This window comes from Paraplanobispora siamensis (genome assembly GCF_016863175.1).
Taxonomy (GTDB): domain Bacteria; phylum Actinomycetota; class Actinomycetes; order Streptosporangiales; family Streptosporangiaceae; genus Planobispora; species Planobispora siamensis.
Genome location: NZ_BOOJ01000043.1, coordinates 51,692 through 70,293 on the forward strand (window position 1 = coordinate 51,692; position 18,602 = coordinate 70,293).

At 72.9% G+C, this 18,602-nt stretch carries 15 protein-coding genes; 8 read left to right on the forward strand and 7 right to left on the reverse strand.

All coding sequences use genetic code 11. From position 1 onward, the window contains the following. Nucleotides 1–171 precede the first annotated feature (171 nt). Nucleotides 172–1,383 (forward strand): carboxylate-amine ligase, encoded by a 1,212-nt coding sequence (locus Psi01_RS25730; RefSeq protein ID WP_239128021.1) that lies wholly within the window; start codon nt 172–174, stop codon nt 1,381–1,383. Here the strand turns inward: Psi01_RS25730 and Psi01_RS25735 are convergent. After that, nucleotides 1,371–2,963: an NAD(P)-binding domain-containing protein gene (locus Psi01_RS25735; protein WP_204066677.1), complete on the reverse strand. Its 1,593-nt coding sequence runs from the start codon at nt 2,961–2,963 to the stop codon at nt 1,371–1,373. The two genes, Psi01_RS25730 and Psi01_RS25735, sit on opposite strands and share 13 nt — an antisense overlap. Beyond that, nucleotides 2,960–3,523, reverse strand: coding sequence for a carboxymuconolactone decarboxylase family protein (locus Psi01_RS25740; protein WP_204066678.1), 564 nt, complete (start codon nt 3,521–3,523; stop codon nt 2,960–2,962). The genes Psi01_RS25735 and Psi01_RS25740 overlap by 4 nt, the downstream gene beginning before the upstream one ends. Nucleotides 3,524–3,790: 267 nt before the next feature. Here Psi01_RS25740 and Psi01_RS25745 point away from each other — a divergent pair, with 267 nt between their 5' ends. After that, nucleotides 3,791–4,183, forward strand: coding sequence for a nuclear transport factor 2 family protein (locus tag Psi01_RS25745; protein ID WP_204066679.1), 393 nt, complete (start codon nt 3,791–3,793; stop codon nt 4,181–4,183). A 109-nt stretch (nt 4,184–4,292) separates the two neighbouring features. Here the strand turns inward: Psi01_RS25745 and Psi01_RS25750 are convergent, their stop codons facing one another. Next, entirely contained in the window at nt 4,293–4,982 is a 690-nt protein-coding gene (locus tag Psi01_RS25750) for a carboxymuconolactone decarboxylase family protein (RefSeq protein ID WP_204066680.1), read from the reverse strand. Nucleotides 4,983–5,294: 312 nt separating this feature from the next. Here Psi01_RS25750 and Psi01_RS25755 point away from each other — a divergent pair, with 312 nt between their 5' ends. The 6 genes from Psi01_RS25755 (at nt 5,295) to Psi01_RS25780 (ending at nt 16,061) form a co-directional block, all read left to right on the forward strand. Next, the gene (locus Psi01_RS25755; protein WP_204066681.1) at nt 5,295–8,897 is read left to right on the forward strand and encodes a WD40 repeat domain-containing serine/threonine protein kinase; all 3,603 of its coding nucleotides are present in this window, start codon (nt 5,295–5,297) and stop codon (nt 8,895–8,897) included. A gap of 211 nt (nt 8,898–9,108) precedes the next feature. Beyond that, nucleotides 9,109–9,834 (forward strand): PaaI family thioesterase, encoded by a 726-nt coding sequence (locus Psi01_RS25760; protein ID WP_204066682.1) that lies wholly within the window; start codon nt 9,109–9,111, stop codon nt 9,832–9,834. Between the two features lie 159 nt (nt 9,835–9,993). Next, a complete protein-coding gene (locus tag Psi01_RS25765) occupies nt 9,994–10,932 on the forward strand; it encodes an acyl-CoA desaturase (RefSeq protein WP_204066683.1) in 939 nt (312 codons plus the stop codon). A gap of 106 nt (nt 10,933–11,038) precedes the next feature. Next, nucleotides 11,039–11,752 (forward strand): type 1 glutamine amidotransferase, encoded by a 714-nt coding sequence (locus Psi01_RS25770; protein WP_204066684.1) that lies wholly within the window; start codon nt 11,039–11,041, stop codon nt 11,750–11,752. A 174-nt stretch (nt 11,753–11,926) separates the two neighbouring features. Beyond that, complete coding sequence (locus tag Psi01_RS25775; protein ID WP_204066723.1) at nt 11,927–14,908, forward strand: bifunctional [glutamine synthetase] adenylyltransferase/[glutamine synthetase]-adenylyl-L-tyrosine phosphorylase; 2,982 nt, start codon at nt 11,927–11,929, stop codon at nt 14,906–14,908. A gap of 88 nt (nt 14,909–14,996) precedes the next feature. Beyond that, nucleotides 14,997–16,061 (forward strand): hypothetical protein, encoded by a 1,065-nt coding sequence (locus Psi01_RS25780; RefSeq protein WP_204066685.1) that lies wholly within the window; start codon nt 14,997–14,999, stop codon nt 16,059–16,061. A 68-nt stretch (nt 16,062–16,129) separates the two neighbouring features. Here Psi01_RS25780 and Psi01_RS25785 read toward each other — a convergent pair whose 3' ends face one another. The 4 genes from Psi01_RS25785 to Psi01_RS25800 form a co-directional block, all read right to left on the reverse strand. Beyond that, on the reverse strand, nt 16,130–16,987 hold the full coding sequence (locus Psi01_RS25785) for an LLM class flavin-dependent oxidoreductase (protein WP_204066686.1): 858 nt from the start codon (nt 16,985–16,987) through the stop codon (nt 16,130–16,132). A 64-nt stretch (nt 16,988–17,051) separates the two neighbouring features. Beyond that, nucleotides 17,052–17,606 carry a C40 family peptidase gene (locus Psi01_RS25790; protein WP_204066687.1) on the reverse strand — a complete coding sequence of 185 codons (555 nt, stop codon included), beginning with the start codon at nt 17,604–17,606 and terminating at the stop codon, nt 17,052–17,054. 214 nt (nt 17,607–17,820) lie between these two features. Continuing rightward, on the reverse strand, nt 17,821–18,036 hold the full coding sequence (locus Psi01_RS25795; RefSeq protein ID WP_204066688.1) for a hypothetical protein: 216 nt from the start codon (nt 18,034–18,036) through the stop codon (nt 17,821–17,823). A gap of 75 nt (nt 18,037–18,111) precedes the next feature. Then, the gene (locus Psi01_RS25800; protein WP_204066689.1) at nt 18,112–18,576 is read right to left on the reverse strand and encodes an Lrp/AsnC family transcriptional regulator; all 465 of its coding nucleotides are present in this window, start codon (nt 18,574–18,576) and stop codon (nt 18,112–18,114) included. Nucleotides 18,577–18,602: the final 26 nt, after the last annotated feature.

An 18,602-nucleotide genomic window follows, 5' to 3' on the forward strand; every position in this document is an offset into this window, starting at 1 on the left:
CGGGGGGTGATACGCGCCCTACCGGGGGTGTGTCCCACGGGTGGGCGTATCGGCTGCTACACGCTGCCGTACCTCCCTCCGCCACCCCTATCCGCAAGCCACAGGCCCCTGCTTCGCGGGAGAAAGGCGATCTTTCGCCCGTGCGGCCGCGGTTCGGTCGATAGTGTGGCGGTGTCGATCACCGTGCCGCCGATCGCGGGGAGGCGTTCCCCGCTGGGAGTGCAGATGACCGTGACCGCGGACTCCGCGCGTCCGATGCCCTTCGACGCGCTCTGCCCGCTGGTGGGGGTGGAGGAGGAGTACTTCGTCGTCGACCCTCTCACCCGCGAGGCGGCGCCCCGGGCGGCCGCGGTGCTGGAGCGGGCCTCCGCCGAACTCGGCGGGACGGTCAGCTCGGAGATCACCCGGTACCAGGTGGAGGCCAAGACGGCGCCGTGCGCGCGCACCTCCGAGCTGGAGGGGCGGATACGGCGGATGCGGACGGCGATGGCCGCCGCGGCCCGGGACGAGGGGCTCGCCGTGGTCGCCTCGGGGACGCCGGTCCTGGGTGACGTCGTCCCGCCGCTGATCACCGACGACCCCCGCTACGAGGTGGGCATCGCCACCTACCGGGCGCTCCACGACGAGCAGGCCATCTGCGCCGGGCACGTCCACGTGCACCTGCCGGACCGGGAGCGGGCGGTGCTCGTGGGCAACCACCTGCGGCCGTGGCTGCCGGTGCTGCTGGCGATGACGGCCAACTCCCCGCTGTGGGCCGGGCGCGACACCGGTTACGCCAGCTGGCGGGCCCTGTGCTGGGGCAAGTGGCCGGTGGCCGGGCCGCCGCCGTACTTCGCCTCCCTCGCCGAGTTCGAGGAGGTCATCGCGGCGCTGACCGAGTCGGGGGCGCTGGTCGACCCCGGGACGATCTTCTGGGACGTACGGCCGTCGGCGCGGCTGCCGACGCTGGAGGTCCGGGTGACCGACGTTCCGGCCACCGCGGGGGAGTCGGCGATGCTCGCGGCCGTGGTACGCGGACTGGTGGTGACGTCCCTGCAGCGGGTGGAGCGCGGTGACCCGGGCCCGCCGCTGTCGGCCGAGCGGCTGCGCGTGGCCTACTGGCGGGCGGCGCGCGACGGCCTGGACGGGCACGGCGTCGATCCGGTCACCGGCCGGCTGCGGCCCGCCGGGGAACTGCTCGACGCGTTGCTGGGGCACATCCGCCCGGCCCTGGAGGAGACCGGCGATCTGGAGATGGTCGGCAGGCGGATGGCGTGGCTGCGCGCCGCGGGCACCGGGGCGGCGCGGCAGCGGGCCGCCCTCGGCCGGCGCGGGCGGCCCGCCGACGTGGTCGACGACCTGGTGGCGAGGCTGGTGGACCGGGACGCCGCTCAGACCGAGTGAGCCTCTCCCGTGGCTTCCCCTACGGCGTCCCCCCTGGCGAGCCGCGCGGCCAGGAATTCGCGCAGCGGCCGCACATGCCGTACGGGATCCAGCCAGCGGGCCATCAGGTCCTCCAGCAGGTGCCGCTCGCCCGTCTGCTCACGGTGCCGCCAGGCCCGCACGACCGGGTGCAGGAAGGCGCTCTCGTGGGCCCGCTCGGGGGTGGGATGCCGCCGGATGGCGAACACGTCGGGATGGTCCCGGCGTCCCCAGCGCAGGGTGACGGTGAAGTACAGCGGGTGCCCGCCGAAGCGCTCGACCGCGTAGTCCTCCGGCAGGTCCTCGTAGCGCGTGACCTCCCCGGTGGCCTCGTCGACCACGTACACGTCGCACAGATACTCGAACTGCGTCCACAGCGCCGAGCTGTAGTTGACCCGCTCCAGCATGGCGGCGGTCAGCCCGTCGGGGTCGGCCGGAAGGGTCCGCCGGTCGAGCGGCACGCCCTCGTAGCGCTCGCGCAGCAGGGCGGTCATGGTGCGCAGGTTGTAGCGGAACCCGTCGATGAACGCCGAGGAGGCGCGTTTGAAGTCGCGGGCCTGCATCAGGGTGCCCGCGAAGTACAGGCCGTCGACGTTGACCGACTGGAAGTCGGGGCGGATCGCCGGGAGCCGTCCGCCGGGGGCGCGCTCGGGCAGGCAGGAGCCGTCGAAGACCGAGGTGTCCATGGTGAAGCCGGTGCAGCGCAGCACGCTGTCGTACTCCAGCAGCGCCTGCTCGCCCTCGGCGAGGGTGTAGGTGATGGCGACCTTGAAGTGGTCGCCGTCGCGCCAGATCCGGTCGACGTCGCACTCCAGCACCCCGTGCAGGGTCTTGAACCAGTAGCTGTCCAGCAGCGCGCCGTACTGGCCGCGCACGTGACCGGGATGCTTGCTCGTCCAGGCCAGGCGCACCGGGCTCGGGCTGGCCAGATGGACCACGGCGGCATGGCCGAGCATGGCCTGGGCGGTCTCGAACGCCGAGTTGCCCTTGCCGATGATCAGGACCCGTTGGTCGGTGAACTCCTCCCCGGAGACGGGCATGTCCTCATATCCCTGGGCCAGCTCGATCCCGGGGATGTCGGGGACGTACGGCCCGCCCCAGCCGGCCGCCACGATCACGCACTCGGCGTGGAAGACCTCACCCCCGGCGTGTACGGCGAAGCGGTCCCCGGTCTTCTCGATCCGCTCGACGGGCGTGGAGAAGCGCACGTTGAGCCGGTGTCCGCGCTGGAAGTCGGCGAGATAGCGGACCAGGTCGTCGGCCCGGGGGAAGTACTCCTGCGAGTAGCGGGGGAACATCAGCTCCGGCTCGTCGTTGAGCAGCGAGTTCCAGTCCCAGCGCAGGGCGATCTCCGGATCCTTCTGGCCGGTGTGGACCTTGTTCAGCGAGATCAGCCTGCGGTGGCGCGGATAGTGGCGGAAGAACCCCCCGGGCCCGGCCTCGCGCTCCAGGGTGAGATAGTCGGCTCCGGCGCGCTGCAGGAAGTAGCTGAGCTGCAGCCCGCCCGGCCCGGCACCGATGATCAGATAGCGATGGGCGCGCCCCCCGGCTCCGGCCGTCATCGGCTCTGCTGCTCCGCCGGGGCGGCCTCGCGCGCGTACCCGGCCGTGACGATCACCTCGGCCATCGCGGCGTAGGCCGCCGGGTCGTCGGGGGCGAAGGTGCCCAGGCCGTCGACGTAGCGGTTGAACATGCAGAAGGCCGCGGCGATCAGCACCGTGTCGTGGATCTCGATGTCGGTGGCGCCCTCGCGCCGGGCGTCGACGATCAGGTCCTCGGTGACGGCCCTGCCGCTGCGCTGGACCGCGCCGGCGATGGCCAGCAGGGCCTTGATCTTTTCCGGGATCGGCGCTCCGGCCGGATCGGCGAGCGTCTGCTCCACCAGCTCCATGCCCTCGGGCAGCTGGGCCGCGGCGAAGGCGGAGTGCGACGAGCAGCAGAAGCGGCACTCGTTGAGGCCGGAGACGTAGGCGGCGATCAGTTCACGCTCCCCGCGCGTCAGCGTGCTCTCTCCGCGCAGCAGCACCTCGGCCAGCTGGTTCAGCGGCCGGGCCGTCTCCGGGCGGAAGCGGAACAGGCCGCGGATTCCCGGGTCGTCGGAGTTGAGGGAGATGTGCGGCATGGCGCTCCTTATACGGACGCGTGGAAAATCCACTTACGCGACGAACGAATCCGCCCGACCGGTCTTGATGATCGCCACACCGCCGTCCGGCTGTCAATGCCGGGTTCACCCCTATCGTCAGAATAAGGGTCCGCTGCTATTCCGGGAATTGGTGGGTCCGGCTGGCCATACGGTAAGTCTGTTATTGCCGTATTGTCGATTTCGGTGAATCGGGCGTAGCGTCACTCACGTTCCGGAAGGCTCATCCCACCGCAAGGAGTTCCTTTCATGTCAGAACACCCGGACGTCACGGTCGTCCGTGAGAGCTACGAGGCCCTGGCCAAGGGCGACCTGGACCGGTTCCGCGACGACCTGCTCGCCGACGACGTGACGTTCCACATCCCCGGCCGGGGCGCGCTGGCCGGCGACTACCGCGGCAAGGAGGAAGTCGCCGGCTACCTGGCGAAGTTCATCGAGCTCGGCGGCGTGCTGAGATTCGAGCCGGACGCCTTCCTGTCCGACGACGGGCAGGTGGCCGCGCTGCTGCACATCCGGGGCGAGCGTGAGGGGCGGGTCCTGGACGAGCGGGGCGTGCACGTGTTCCGCGTCACCGGCGGCAAGATCAGCGAGCGCTGGAGCTTCCCCCAGGACGCCTACGCCGTCGACGAGTTCTTCGCCTGACGGACCTGACGACCCCGCTGAGCACGTTCCCCTGAGAGCTTTCGGCTGATCAGAGCTTTCGGCTGAAGGCCCGGCGCCGCCGGTGTGCGCCACCGGCGGCGCCGGGTCCTCACCCCTGACGCAGTGCCTCGGCCAGCACCGCCACGTACCCCTCGGTCAGCCGCGCCCGCTCGGCGTAGTGGGCCGGGTCGTCCGAGGCGACCGTCCCGAGGCCGTCGACGTAGCGGTTGAACATGCAGAAGGCCGCGGCGATCAGCACCGTGTCGTGGATCTCGACGTCGGTGGCGCCCTCCCGCTTGGCCTCGGCGACCAGGTCCCCGGTGACGGCCCTGCCGCTGCGCTGGACCGCGCCGGCGATGGCCAGCAGGGCCTTGATCCTGGCCGGGATCGGCGCCCCGGCCGGGTCGGCGAGCACCCGGTCCACCAGCTCCATCCCCTCGGGGAAGCGCACGGCGGTGAACGCCGCGTGGGTGGAGAAGCAGAACCGGCACTCGTTCAGCGCCGACACGTAGGTGGCGATCAGCTCGCGCTCCCCGCGCGTCAGCGTGCTGTCGCCGCACAGCAGCACCTCCACCAGCTGGTTCAGCGGCACGGCAGTCTCCGGGCGGAAGCGGAACAGCCCGCGCACCCCGGGGTCGTCGGAGTTGAGGGAGATGTACGGCTCAGGCTTCCCCTCGTGGTTGACCCACCTCTCCGGTTCGGGCCACTGGACGTCGCAGGAGACCAGATCGGGCAGGACCGTGATCGACGGTCTGGCGGTGGCGCGGAGAGCGGAAGGATGAGCCGCTGCGTTCGTCATTTCTCACACCTTTCACGCGTTTTCGGTTTTCCTCACGTCATCGAATGTGCGCTCCCTGGCTCCCCGAAAACAGACAAAACAGGATCATCATGTTGTTCGCGGGTGCCGCTTCCTGCCACTCCGGCGCTTGACGCCGCGCGATTCCCCCATTCATCGACCGGCCGGGAGGCCCGGCGGGCTTTCACGGCGGATGAGTTCTCTTTGTGAGCGCGCGGGCCTTCGTGAGAACGGGCGGGGATCGTTCCGGTTCCGGTGCGAACAACCGGCTCCCCCCGTGCGTCCAACCACCGGTAGGTGTCGTGGAGGTGTGCGGTGGGACGCAGTGGGCTCGCTCCGGGGGATCCGGAGCGGCTGGGGGGATACTGGCTGGCCGGGAGGCTGGGCCAGGGTGGCCAGGGGGTCGTCTACGACGCCTACGACGAGACGGGCCGCCGGGTCGCTGTCAAGGTGCTGCACGGCGACGTGGCCGCCGACCCGGTGCTGCGCAACCGCTTCGCCAGGGAGGCGGCGGCGGCGCAGCGGGTCGCCTCCTTCTGTACGGCGCGGCTGATCGCGGCCGAGACGACCGGGCCCAAGCCGTACATCGTCAGCGAGTACGTCGAGGGCCCGAGCCTGCGCCGCTCGGTGGAGATGGGCGGGGTGTTCGAGGGCGACCGTCTCATACGGCTGGCCGTGGCGATCGCGACCGCGCTGACCGCCGTCCACGAGGCGGGCGTCGTGCACCGCGACCTCAAACCGGACAACGTGCTGATCGGTCCCGACGGGCCCCGCGTCATCGACTTCGGCATCGCCAAGACCAAGGAGACCTCGCTCAGCTTCCCCGCCCAGGTCGTCGGCACCCCGCCGTACATGGCCCCGGAGACCCTGACCGCCGCGCGGGTGGGCCCGGCCGCCGACGTCTTCGCCTGGGGGGCGACGGTCCTGTTCGCGGCGACCGGGCACAGCCCGTTCGAGGCGGACAGCGTGGGCGCGGTCATGCACCGGGTGCTCACCCGCGAGCCGTCGGTGGACATGCTGCCCGAGCCCCTGCGCTCCCTGACCGCCGCCGCGCTGGACAAGGACCCCGAGGCCCGCCCGGCCGCCCGCGACCTGCTGCTCGGGCTGGTCGGCAAGGGGAGCGGCCTGCTCGACGAGGGGGCCAGGGCCGCCGCGGGCCTGCGCTCCCCGCGCAGCGCCGACACCGTCTCCCGCGGGCTCGGGACGGTCGCCGAGGACGTCTACACCGCGCTGGGCCCGGCCGAGCGGGAGGCGGTGCCCCGCATCATGCTGCGCATGGTGGTGCCGGGCGACAGCGGCGCCGACACCGTGCGCCACGCCTCCCTGAGCGAGTTCGCGCCGGGCGACGAGCCGGTGCTGGCCGCCTTCACCAGGGCGGGACTGCTCTTCAGGGACGAGAGCACGGTCCGGCCGGCCAGCGCCGCGCTGCTGCGCGCCTGGCCGCGTCTGCACTCCTGGCTGGAGGCCGAGCGCACGGGGCTGCCGATCCACCGGCGCCTGGGCGAGGCCGCCCGGCTGTGGGAGGAGCACGGCCGCAAGCCCGGCGACCTCTACCAGGGCACCCCGCTGGAGATCGCCCGCGAGTGGGCCACCACCGGCCGCCACTACGTGGACCTCAGCGCGCTGGAGACCCGGTTCCTGGACGAGGGCGTGGCCGCCACGCGGCGCGCCGTACGGCGGCGCAGGCTGTTCACCACGGCGCTGGCCACGCTGACGGTCGTCGCGGTCCTGGCCGGCCTCCTGGCCGAGCAGCAGCGCCGCGCCGCCGACGCCGAGCGGGTGAAGGTCGCCGCGCGGCTGGACGAGGCGGTGGCCCGCTCGCTGGCCGGGCAGGCCGGGCGGCTGCGCCCGGTGGCCCCGGAGACCGCCCGGCTGCTCGGCGTGGCGGCCTGGAGGACCGCCCCGGTCCCCGAGGCCCGCACGGCGCTGCTGGAGTCGGCGGGGCAGCGGGAACTGGCGGCCTTCACCGTCCCCGCGGGCGAGCTGCCGGTGAACGTGGAGGATCCCCCCGCCACCGTGATGGACGTGCGCGGCGGGCGGCTGGCGGTCGTGGCCGGTTCGGAGGGGCGGATCTGGGACCTCGCCACCCGCAGGCAGGTCGCGAAGATCACCGGCATCCCCCGGGACGTGTACGGCTTCCAGCTCAGCCCCGACGGCACCCGGCTGGCGATGCGGGGCGACCTCAACCGCGTCTGGGATGAGCGGACCGGGCGGGTCACGCCCTCGGAGCTGTCGTCCGACGGGTTCGAGGCGTTGCTGGCGCAGTGGCGGGACTCCGGCGACGGCACGCCGCCCGCCTGGTTCCCCCGGACGTCCACGGAGCACTGGGGCTCGGTCAGCAAGGACGGCCGGTACGGCGCGCTCGTCCGCTACGTCACCGACATCCAGATCTGGGACCTGAAACGGCGCACCATGATCGGGACCGTCCCCGAGAAGGGCGGCTGGCCCTCCCCGGCCTCGGGCGACCCGGCGATGTACACGGAGTTCAGCCCCGACGGCAGGACCCTGGCGGTGCTCAGCGAGCCGGGGGTGGTGAAGCTGTACAGGCCCCGCGAGAGCCCGGAGTGGGCGTTCATGACGCTGCGCTACCAGCCGGGGGAGAACTTCGGGGGGATGCAGTTCAGCGGGGACGGCCGGTTCCTGGCGATCGGCGGCGGCCACGAGGTGACCATGTGGCGGATCGACCACGCGGCGTGGGCGCCCTACGACGGCATCCGGGTGCTGCGCCACCCGCTGGCCCTGGCCGACCCCGAGGAGGTGCGCTTCGGTCCCGACGACCGGACCATGGTGATCGGCGACGGCGTGTCCGTGCGCGTCCTGGACGTGGCGGACCTGACCAGACCGGAGCTCGCGACCGGCGGGGAGGGCTTCCTGGCGGACGCCGCCTTCAGCCCGGACGGGAGGCTGCTGGCCACGCTGCGGGTGCGGAACCCGCGCGACTACCGCAGCCGTACGGCCACGCTCACGCTCTGGGACACCGCGACCGGCCGGCGCGAGGCCCGGCTCACCGGCCCCTGGGCCGATCCCAACACGGACGAGTTCCTGCCGCCGGGCGAGACGAACACCGATCACCGCCTGGCCTTCAGCCCGGACGGGCGCACGCTCGCCGTCGCGGGCGCCGAGATCACCCTGGTCGACGTGGCGGCCGGGAAGGCCGCCGGGAAACTCGCCCGGAGCGGTCCCCGCCTGCCGCCGCAGGATCCGGCGACGCTGCCGAAGCCGGACATCACCCTGCCCTCCTTCGACCCCGCCGGGCGGCGCCTGGTCGCGGTGGACCACGACGCGATCGTCTCCTGGGACGTGGCCGGGCGGCGGCAGGAGTCGGCGACGGCCCTGGACCGCCCGGAACAGGGCTGGGGACTGGCGGTGCGGCCCGACGGCGGGGAGCTGAGCGTGTTCGGGGACAAGGGGGTCAGCGTCGCCGCGATCACCGGTGCCGCCCGCCCGGCGTTCCCCGCCACCCGCAAGAGCGCGGTCCTGCGCTACAGCGGGGACGGGCGCACGCTGCTCGTCGGCGAGCCCGACGGCTCGGTCCGCCTGTGGGACGCCGGGAGCCGGCAGGTCACCGACCCGCCGCTGCGGGGTCACTCCGAGCTGGTGACGACCACCGCCCTGGCCGGGAGCACGCTGGCCACCGGCTCGCGCGACGACACGGTCCGGCTGTGGGACCTGAGCACCCGCGAGCAGGTCGTCACCCTCTCCGGGCACACCGACGACGTGGTCGCGCTGGCGCTCACCCCGGACGGGACGCTGCTCAGCGCCGGGCGCGACGGGGTCATCGGGCGCACCGACCTCGACCCCGAGCGGGTTGTCCGCGCGGTCTGCGAGCGGGCCGGCCGTACCCTCACCGCGGAGGAGTGGGCGCGTCACGTGCCCGGCCGGCCGTACCGGGACGTGTGCGCCGCGGCCGGGCCCTGAGCGGGGATTCCCCGGGAGCCTGAGCGGGGATTCCTCCGGGGAGAGAGCCGGGAGGGGATTCACGGCCGTGTCAAGGGTAGATCGTCGTTCGGGATAGGGTCTTCGGTCACCCCTGATTGGGGGTGCCGACCCATGTTCCGGTAAAATCGGTCGGTCCCTATGCAGGTTATATATCTGGATCAATCGCCTTAAAGGCGACAGGAGGTGCGGCATGACGACGGCTGCCGGTCTGCAGACCGTGGTGACCGTCCCGGCACGTTTCCGCGGCCCCGAGGGCTCGGCGAACGGCGGATGGATCGCGGGCACGGTCTCCGAGGCGCTTCACGGCGCCCGCCACGACTCGGCCGTCGAGGTGACGCTGCACGCGCCCACGCCGCTGGAGACCGAGCTGGACCTGCGCCAACTGGCCAACACCGCCACCCTCACCCACGGCGAGAACCTCCTGGTCGAGGCGATCACCGTCGCCGAGGACATCGAGGCCCCGGCGTTCGCGCCCTTCGCCGAGGCGGCCCGCGCCGAGCGCGGCTTCGCCGGTCTGAAGGGCCACGCCTTCCCCGGCTGCTTCACCTGCGGCCTGCGCGAGCCCGGCGACGGCCTGCGGATCTTCCCCGGCCCGCTGGAGGGAACCGACCTGGTCGCCGCCGGCTGGCGGGTGCCGATGACCGTCACCGACCAGGACGGCGTCGTCCCCGACGCGGTCGTCTGGTCCGCGCTCGACTGCGCCACCGGCTGGGCCCACTTCGCGCCCGGCGAGTTCGCGCTGCTCGGCCGCCTGACCGCCCAGGTCCACCGCCGCGTCTACCCCGGCGGCACCTACTCCGTGGTCGCCCGCGCCACCGGCCGCGAGGGCCGCAAGCTCTTCGGCGAGAGCGCGATCTACGAGGTGGACGGCACCCTGGTCGCCGCCGCCAAGGCCACCTGGATCGTTCCGGCCTGAGACCGGGACGGCCCGGACCGGGACGTTCTGCGGCCCGGCCCCTCCCGCGGGATCGCGGGAGGGGCCGGGCCGCTTTATGAGCGGCGTGATAATTTCCGCCGGATAAATCGCCGTCCGGGGCGGAGAGTTCATCGCGGGACGCGACTACCTTCGGCGGACATGGCCTCCCCTTCCGCCGCACCGTCGGACCTCGCCGCCGCACCCGTGCCGTGGTTCGAGCGCCTTCTCGTCGTCCTGTTCGTCGTCGTGCCCTTCCTGGCCGTGCTGGCCGCGGTCCCCTTCGCCTGGGGCTGGGGACTGGGCTGGCGGGACGTGGTCATCGCCGTGGTGATGTACCTGATCACCGGCTTCGGCATCACCGTCGGCTACCACCGGCACTTCACCCACCGCTCCTTCCAGGCGAAGACCTGGCTGCGGGTGGTGCTCGCGGTCGCCGGCGGCATGTCGCTGCAGGGGCCGGTGATCCGCTGGGTGGCCGACCACCGGCGCCACCACAAGTACGCCGACCGGGACGGCGACCCGCACTCGCCGTGGCGGTTCGGGCCGGGGTTCGTCGGTCTGAGCAAGGGCCTGTTCCACGCCCACGTGGGATGGCTGTTCCGTCCCGAGCGCACCTCCCGGCGGCGCTTCTGCCCCGACCTGCTCGCCGACCGGCCGATCAGGTTCCTGTCCCACAACCTGGCCTACGTGCCGGTCGTGCTGCTCTCGCTGGGGCTGCCCACCCTCGTCGGCGGGCTGTGGGGCGGCTCCTGGCACGCGGCGCTCACCGCCTACTTCTGGGGCGGGCTGGTGCGCATCTTCGCCCAGCACCACGTGACGTGGTCGATCAACTCGATCTGCCACACCTTCGGCAAGGAGGAGTTCACGGTCAGGGACCGCTCCCGGAACGTGTGGTGGCTGGCCGTGATCTCGCTGGGCGAGGCCTGGCACAACCTGCACCACGCCGACCCCACCTGCGCCCGGCACGGCGTGCTCCGCGGCCAGGTCGATCCCAGCGCCCGGCTGATCTGGCTGTTCGAGCGCTTCGGCTGGGCCTGGGACGTGCGCTGGCCGGACCCCGGGCGCCTGGCCGCCCGGCGGGTGGGCGCCGCCGCCTGAGGCGGGGCCGCTGCCTGAGGCGGGCCTGCCTGCGACAACCCCGACCTGCGGCAACCCCGGCCTGCGACGATCCGGGAAAACCGGTTATACGCCCCATAATTACCGCATGAGGATTACCGTCATCGAGCACGAGGCCGCAGCCGGTCCCGGGTATCTCGCCGAGTGGCTGACCGAGGCCGGAGCCGTCTGCGAGGTCGCCCGGCCGTACCTGGGCGAGGCGGTGCCGGAACGCGCGGCCGACGGGCTGGTCGTGCTCGGCGGCGAGGCCGCGGCCTGGGAGGACGAGCAGTATCCCTGGCTGCCCGCCACCCGCGACCTGTTGCGCCGCTCGGTCGCCGACGGCGTGCCGACGCTGGGGATCTGCCTCGGGGCGCAGCTGATGACGCTCGCCTGCGGAGGGGCCGTCGAGCGCGGCGGCCGGGGTCTCGAAGTCGGAGCGTGCCGCGTCCTGCCGCTCCCGGCCGGACAGGACGATCCCCTCCTGCGCGGACTGCTCGACGGCCCGGAGCCCGCGGTGGCGGTGCAGTACCACCGCGACGCGATGACCCGCCTGCCCGAGGGGGCGGTGCCGCTGGCGACCGGGGAGGTCTACCCCAACCAGGCCTACCGGCTGGGAGATCGGGCCTGGGCGGTGCAGTTCCACCCCGAGGCCACCCCGGAGATATTCGTCAACTGGGCGAATGACTCCGCCGCCTACCTGACGGGTCAGGACTACCGCGTTGAGGACCTCAACGCGGAGGTCAAGGCCGCCGAGGCCCGGCTCGTCGCGACCTGGAGGCCCTTCACCGAGCGCTTCGCCTCCGTGGTCGGGAAGCCGTGATCGGCTGATTACGCGGAGAAACCGCTGACGACTCCACGCCGTTTCCGAACTACCGTGGCGGCGACGCTCCGACGACGTGGCGTGTTTGCCTTTGATCCTCTGGTGCAAGATTGAGGAAGGTCAGTGGTGCTTGCGATCGGAGACGAGGAAGGGGCGGTGGAGACCGTGCCCCGCATGCAGACGACCGCCGGACGGCTGGCCCGGCTCGGCTTCGCCGACGGGGCCAGGGCCGAGCGGCTCCTCGACGAACTGGGACCCGAGGCCGTCGGCGACGTCGCACTGCTGGACTCCCTCGTCGGCGCGGCCGATCCCGACCTGGCGCTCACCTCGCTCAACCGGCTCGCCGAGCGGGACCCGAGCGTTCTCGGAGCGCTCCGTGCCGATCCCGGCCTGCGGGACAGGCTCCTGGGCGTCTTCGGCGTCAGCGCCGCCCTCGGGGACCACGTGGTCCGGCATCCGGAGCACTGGCGCCTGCTGGAGGGCGAGGCGGCCCTGCGCCGCCCGTCGGAGGAGGAGCTCCGCACCGAACTGCTGCTGGCGGTCGGGGCCGAGCCCGAGGACTCCGAGCCGCGTGCCCGCGACGCCTCCACCGGGACGCTGTCCGCGCTGCGCGTCGCCTACCGGGGCCGCCTGCTGCACCTGGCCGCCCGGGACGTCGCCGGGGAGGCCGCGCTGTCCGAGGTCACGGCCGAGCTGTCCGCCCTGGCCGGCGCCGCGCTGGAGGCGGGACTGGCCGTCGCCAGGTCCGAGCACCCCGAGGCCGGGGGCGTACGGCTGGCCGTCATCGGCATGGGCAAGTGCGGGGCCCGCGAGCTCAACTACATCAGCGACGTCGACGTGATCTTCGTGGCCGAGCCCCGCGGGGACGCCGGGGAGGGCGTCGACGAGACGCAGGCCGTACGGCTGGCCACCCGGCTGGCCCAGGGGATGATGCGCGCCTGCTCGACGACCACCCCCGAGGGCTCGCTGTGGGAGGTGGACGCGGCGCTGCGTCCCGAGGGCAAGGCGGGGCCGCTGGTGCGCACCCTCGCCAGCCACCAGGCCTACTACCGGCGCTGGGCCAAGACCTGGGAGTTCCAGGCGCTGCTGAAGGCCCGGCCGGTCGCCGGGGACCTCGAACTCGGCGGCCGCTACGTCGCCGCGATGAACGAGATGGTCTGGCAGGCCGCCACGCGCGAGAAGTTCGTCGAGGACGTGCAGGCGATGCGCCGCCGGGTGGAGGCGCACGTCCGCGTCGAGGAGGCCGAGCGGCAGATCAAGCTCGGCCCCGGCGGGCTGCGCGACATCGAGTTCGCCGTCCAGCTGCTCCAGCTCGTGCACGGCCGCCTGGACCCCATGCTGCGCCGCCGCGCCACGCTGCCCGCGCTGGCCGCGCTGTCGCGAGGCGGCTACGTCGGCCGCGACGACGCCAAGGCGCTGGCCGAGGCCTACAGCTTCCTGCGTCAGGTCGAGCACCTCATCCAGCTGCACCGGCTGCGCCGTACCCACGTGGTGCCCGAAGGAGAGAGCGACCTGCGGCGGCTCGGGCGCGGGCTGGGCATGACCACCGACCCGGTGGGGGAGTTCACCACCCGGTGGAGGCGGCACGCGATGGAGGCCCGCCGCCTGCACGAGAAGCTGTTCTACCGGCCGCTGCTGCAGGCCGTGGCCCGGCTGCCCGAGTCGGAGGACCGCCTGTCCACCGCCGCCGCCCAGGCCCGCCTGGAGGCGCTCGGCTACACCGACCCCGCCGGGGCGCTGCGCCACATCAGCGCGCTGACCAGCGGTGTCTCGCGCCGGGCCGCGATCCAGCGCACGCTCCTGCCGGTCATGCTCGGCTGGTTCGCCGACGCCCCCGACCCCGACGCCGGGCTGCTGGGATTCCGCCAGATCTCCGACAAGCTCGGCACCACCGCCTGGTACCTGCGGCTGCTGCGCGACGAGACCGCGGTGGCCGCCCGGCTGGCCAGGCTCCTGGGCACCAGCAGATACGTCACCGGCCTGCTGATGCACGCCCCCGAGGCCGTGGCGATGCTCGCCGCCGACGCCGAGCTGGAGCCCCGGCGCCCCGAGGCGCTGCTGTCGGAGGCGCGGACCGTGGTCGGCCGCCACCCGCACCAGGCCGAGACGGCGGTCGCCGCCGTGCGCGCGCTGCGGCGCAGGGAGCTGTTCCGTACGGCGGTCGCCGACCTCGACGGGATCATCGACATCGAGCGGGTCGGTCAGACGCTGTCCCATCTCAACGACGTGACGGTCCAGGCCGCGCTGGACGCGGCGATCGCCAAGGTCGAGATGGAGCGGCGGACCCCGCTGGGCACCCGGTTCGCGGTGATCGCGATGGGCCGCCTGGGCGGCCTGGAGTGCTCCTACGGCAGCGACGCCGACGTGATGTTCGTCCACGAGCCGCTGCCGGACGTGCCGGAGAAGGAGGCGACCGACGCCGCCCACGCCGTGGCCAACGAGCTGCGCCGGCTGCTGGCCCTGCCCGCCCCCGACCCGCCGCTGACCGTCGACCCCGACCTGCGCCCGGAGGGCCGGCAGGGGCCGCTGGTCCGCACGCTGGCCTCCTACGCCGCCTACTACGGGCGCTGGTCGTCGCCGTGGGAGGCCCAGGCGCTGCTGCGCGCCCGCTTCTGCGCCGGGGACGCCGAGCTCGGCGTGGCCCTGCTGCACCTGGCCGACCCGCTGCGCTACCCGCCCGAGGGGGTGTCCGACGCCGCCGTACTGCAGATCCGCAAACTGAAGGCGCGGATGGAGGCCGAGCGGCTGCCGCGCGGGGCCGACCCCACCCTGCACACCAAGCTCGGCCGGGGCGGCCTGTCGGACGTGGAGTGGGTGGCCCAGCTCATCCAGCTGCGCCACGCCGGGCCGCTGCCGTCCCTGCGCACCACCCGGACCCTGGAGACGCTGCGCGCGGCGGTCGCCGAGAAGCTGCTCGACCCCGCCGACGAGGCCGTGCTGGCCGAGGCCTGGTGCTTCGCCTCCCGGATCCGGGACGCGATCGTCCTGGTCAGGGGCCGCGCGGCCGACTCCATCCCGGCGGACGTCCGCGAGCGCGCGCTCATCGCCCGCGCCCTCGGCTACCCGCCGGAGGGCAGCGAGGACTTCGTGAACGACTATCTGCGCGTCACCCGCCGCGCCCGCACCGTCGTGGAGCGCGTCTTCTACGAGGACTGAGGGCTCCGGAAGACCGATATGTACGGGGTTCCGGCTTCCTGTTGCGCCTGCTCTGAGCGGCGTGTATCAACAGTCCGGGTGATCCGTTTTGATATCCGTTTACGCTGATCTGGCCATCGGCCTCGTCCTGGCCTTCCTGCTGCTGTCCCTCCTGGTCAGCGGGATCAACGAGGCCTTCGTCAGGCTGCTCGGGATCCGCAGCAAGTTCCTGTGGGCCTACCTGCGCGACACCATGGACGGCGGGTCGGAGGAGGGCAAGTCGTGGATCCCCACCAAGGTCGCCGACGTCTTCGCCAAGCTGCCCTTCTCCAAGGACGACCCCCGTCCGGCGCACAGCCCCGACCCGGCTCCCCCCGTGGTCGAGCCGGTGCCGGTTGACCCCGCCACCGTGCTGGCCGCAGACGGACCGCCCCCCGAGATCGACATGACCGAACGGCTCTACCGGCGGCTCCAGGAGATCGACCATCCCAAGGGGAGACGGACCACCATCTCCGACATCCCGCCCGAGCGCTTCTCCGGCGCGGTGATGGAGCTGGTCTCCGCCGAGGAGGACGGGGTGGAGGGCCTGCTGGCCAAGCTGGAGGCCATCAACAGCCCGCTGGCCGGGCATCTGCGGGGCGTGTGGGAGGGCGCGCAGCGGGACCTGGAGAAGTTCCGCCGCGGTGTGGAGAGCTGGTTCGACGGGGAGATGCAGCGCCTGTCCAACCTCTACCGGCGCTACGTCAAGTGGGTGGTGTTCGCCCTCGGGGTGGCGCTGACGCTGCTGTTCGGCATGGACGCGCTGGAGTACGGCAAGACGCTGCTGCGGGACAACGCCTTCCGGGCCGGGGTGGCGGCCATCGCGGGCGGCGGCGAGGGGGGCCTGGACGCGCTGGAGGAGAAGTGCGCCGGCGCCAAGCCGTACGACTGCGTGACCGAGTCCCTCAGCTCGCCCGCCCTGGTCAAGATCTTCGACCACGCCCTCGTGAGCATCACGATCCCGCCCGGCGACGGCGACCCGTCCCTGAACTGGAACGGCGCCGTCTGGTGGGACCGCCTGACCAGCCCGGGGCACTGGCCCGGCTTCATCCTGACGATCGTCGCCCTGCTGTTCGGCGCGCCCTTCTGGTGGGACGTCCTGCGCCGCCTGACCGGGTTCCGCAACCGTTCCTGAGCGCGCCCCGGAGCGGTTCGCCCGGGGTAGGGCGCCACCCGGTCCTCCGGGCGGCGCCGTACGCCGGATCAGCGCAGGACGGGCAGGATCCGGTCGACGTGGCCGAGGGGATCGGACCCGATCGGGCGCAGCACCACGGTGCCGGCCCCGGCCTCCCCCAGCGACCTGACGACCCCGGCCGCGGTCTCGGCGGATCCGGCGGCCATGGGCACCTCGTCCGGCGCGACGCCCAGGAACTCCGCCTGCCCGGTGGCCGCGGGCAGGACGGCGGCGCGGACCTCCCCGGGGTCGTCGCCGACGTAGAGGTGGACGAACACCACCACCTCGTGGTCGCCGCCGGTCTCGCCGATCATCGCGCGGGCCTGCCGTACCCGCTCGGCGTCGAACCCCTCGGGCAGGATCGTGCCCTGGGCCACCCGGCCGGCCAGCTCAAGCGAGCGGGGCCGTACCACACCGGCCAGGACCGGCGGCGGCACGGCGGGCGGATGCACCAGACCGATCCCGTCCAGCCGTACGGCGCGGCCGTCGCAGGTGACCGTCTCGCCGCGCAGCAGCGCCCGCACCGCCACGATGGTCTCCTCCAGCAGCGCCAGCGGCGAGGGCGCGAGGGCGCCGACGCCGCGCATCCAGTCCTGCACGCCGTGGCCGATCCCGGCGGCCAGGCGGTGCGGGTGCACGCGGGCGAGGTTGCCCAGCTCCATGGCCAGCAGCGCCGGGTTGCGCAGCGGGGCCGGGGTGATCCCGATGCCCACGCGCAGCCGCTCGGTGACGGCCAGCGCCGTGGCGGCCGACGAGATCGAGCCCGTCCAGCCCAGGTCCTCCACCACCCACAGGTCGTCGACCTCCGCGACGCCGTCCAGGCGGCGGGCGAAGGGGACGAGATCCTCGGGGGGAAGGTCGCGGTCGAACATCACGCCCAGGCGCATGGCTCTCCTCGGTGGCGGGGGTCATCACGGACCGGGACCGGGACGATCACCGGACTCCGGCCGGTCAAAGGTAACGGAAGAACCCGGCGAAGCCCTTGACCCGGGTCAGGGGGTCGATCCTGACCTTGGTGCCGGTCCGCAACGCATTGATCATCTTGCCCTCGCCGATGTAGATGCCGACGTGGTGGGTCCGCACCTTGCGCCTGCTCACCGTGCCGTAGAAGACGAGGTCGCCCGGGCGCGCCAGCGAGGCCGGGACCTTCGTGAGCCGGCGGATGTGGTCGTCGGTGTTGCCCGGCCCCAGGACGTCGCGGCCGTAGGCCAGGTGATAGACCCAGCGGGCCAGGCCGGAGCAGTCGAGGCCGCGGGTCCTGGTGGCCGGGCACGGCTTGATCGAGCCCCGGTAGCCCCGGCAGGTGCCCAGCGAGGGGCCGGGCCGTCTGGCGTGGCCGCCTCCCCAGGAGTAGGGGATCGCCCCGCCGGACCAGCCGGGCCGCTCGTGCCCGGCCCGGATCGCGTGGGCGATGGCGGTCAGCCGGTTCGGGGTGACGGCGGGCAGGATCGGTATCGAGGCGCTCGCACCCAGCAGCACGGCCACGAGCACGGCCGCCGCGGCCATTCTCCGGCGTGACGGTGCGGCCGCCCCCCGGTGTGCCGGCGCCCTTCCGGACCCCCGGACCGTCCCCCGGTGACGGGCGGACGTCCTTCCGGAGAGTCCGGCCACCTTCACCCACCCCGTTTTATCGCGCTATATCGAAATTATTCTGCCGAACGAAACCCCGATCCGCGTGACGTGACCGGGGTGCGGCGTGCGCGCGGGGACGCTGACGTGCTCAGTCGCAGTCGTCGATGTCGACGTCGACCTTCTTCTTGGTCTTCGACTTCTGGTTCGAGGAGGAGCCCTTGGGGCCCTTGGTGGCCTGGGCGAACGGGGCGATCGCCGTACCGCTGGCCGAGGCGGCGCACGCCTCGTCGTCGGCGGTGCAGGCGACGAGCGAGGACAGGGCGATGACGATGGCGCCTGCGGTGAGGGCGACGGTGCGGAACACGGTTGTTCGTTCTCCTGCTTGTGCGGTTTCTTGCCCTCTATGGATATCCGAAGTCACTTGCATCGCGCTGAAACGTCACTTGTGTCCTGAATCGGATGAGGTGCCTGGGACGTGGACGCCGCGCTCGAAGAAGGTCTCCAGCACCACGACGGTCTGCGTCCCGGTCACCCCGTCGATCTCGAAGACCCTGCGCAGCACGTCCTGCAGCTCCCGGGTGCTCGAAGCGCGCACCTTGACCAGCAGCGAGGCCGGTCCGGCGATGACGTGGGCCTCCTCGATCTCCGGGACCGCCGCCAGGGCCTCGCCGGTCCCGCCCATCCAGGTCTTCCCGTCGATCATCACGTACGCCAGCACGCCCCGGCCGGCCGCCACCGGGTCGATGTCCACCGTGGTCCGCCGGATCAGCCCGCGCTCGCGCAGCTTCCTGACCCGCTCGTGGGCCGCCCCGGCCGACAGGCCCACCGCCGCTCCGAGCGCGGCGTACGGCCGCGCGGCGTCCTCCTGCAGCAGGCTGATTATCATCCTGTCGACGTCGTCCATTCCATGGACCGTATCAGGAAATTTCA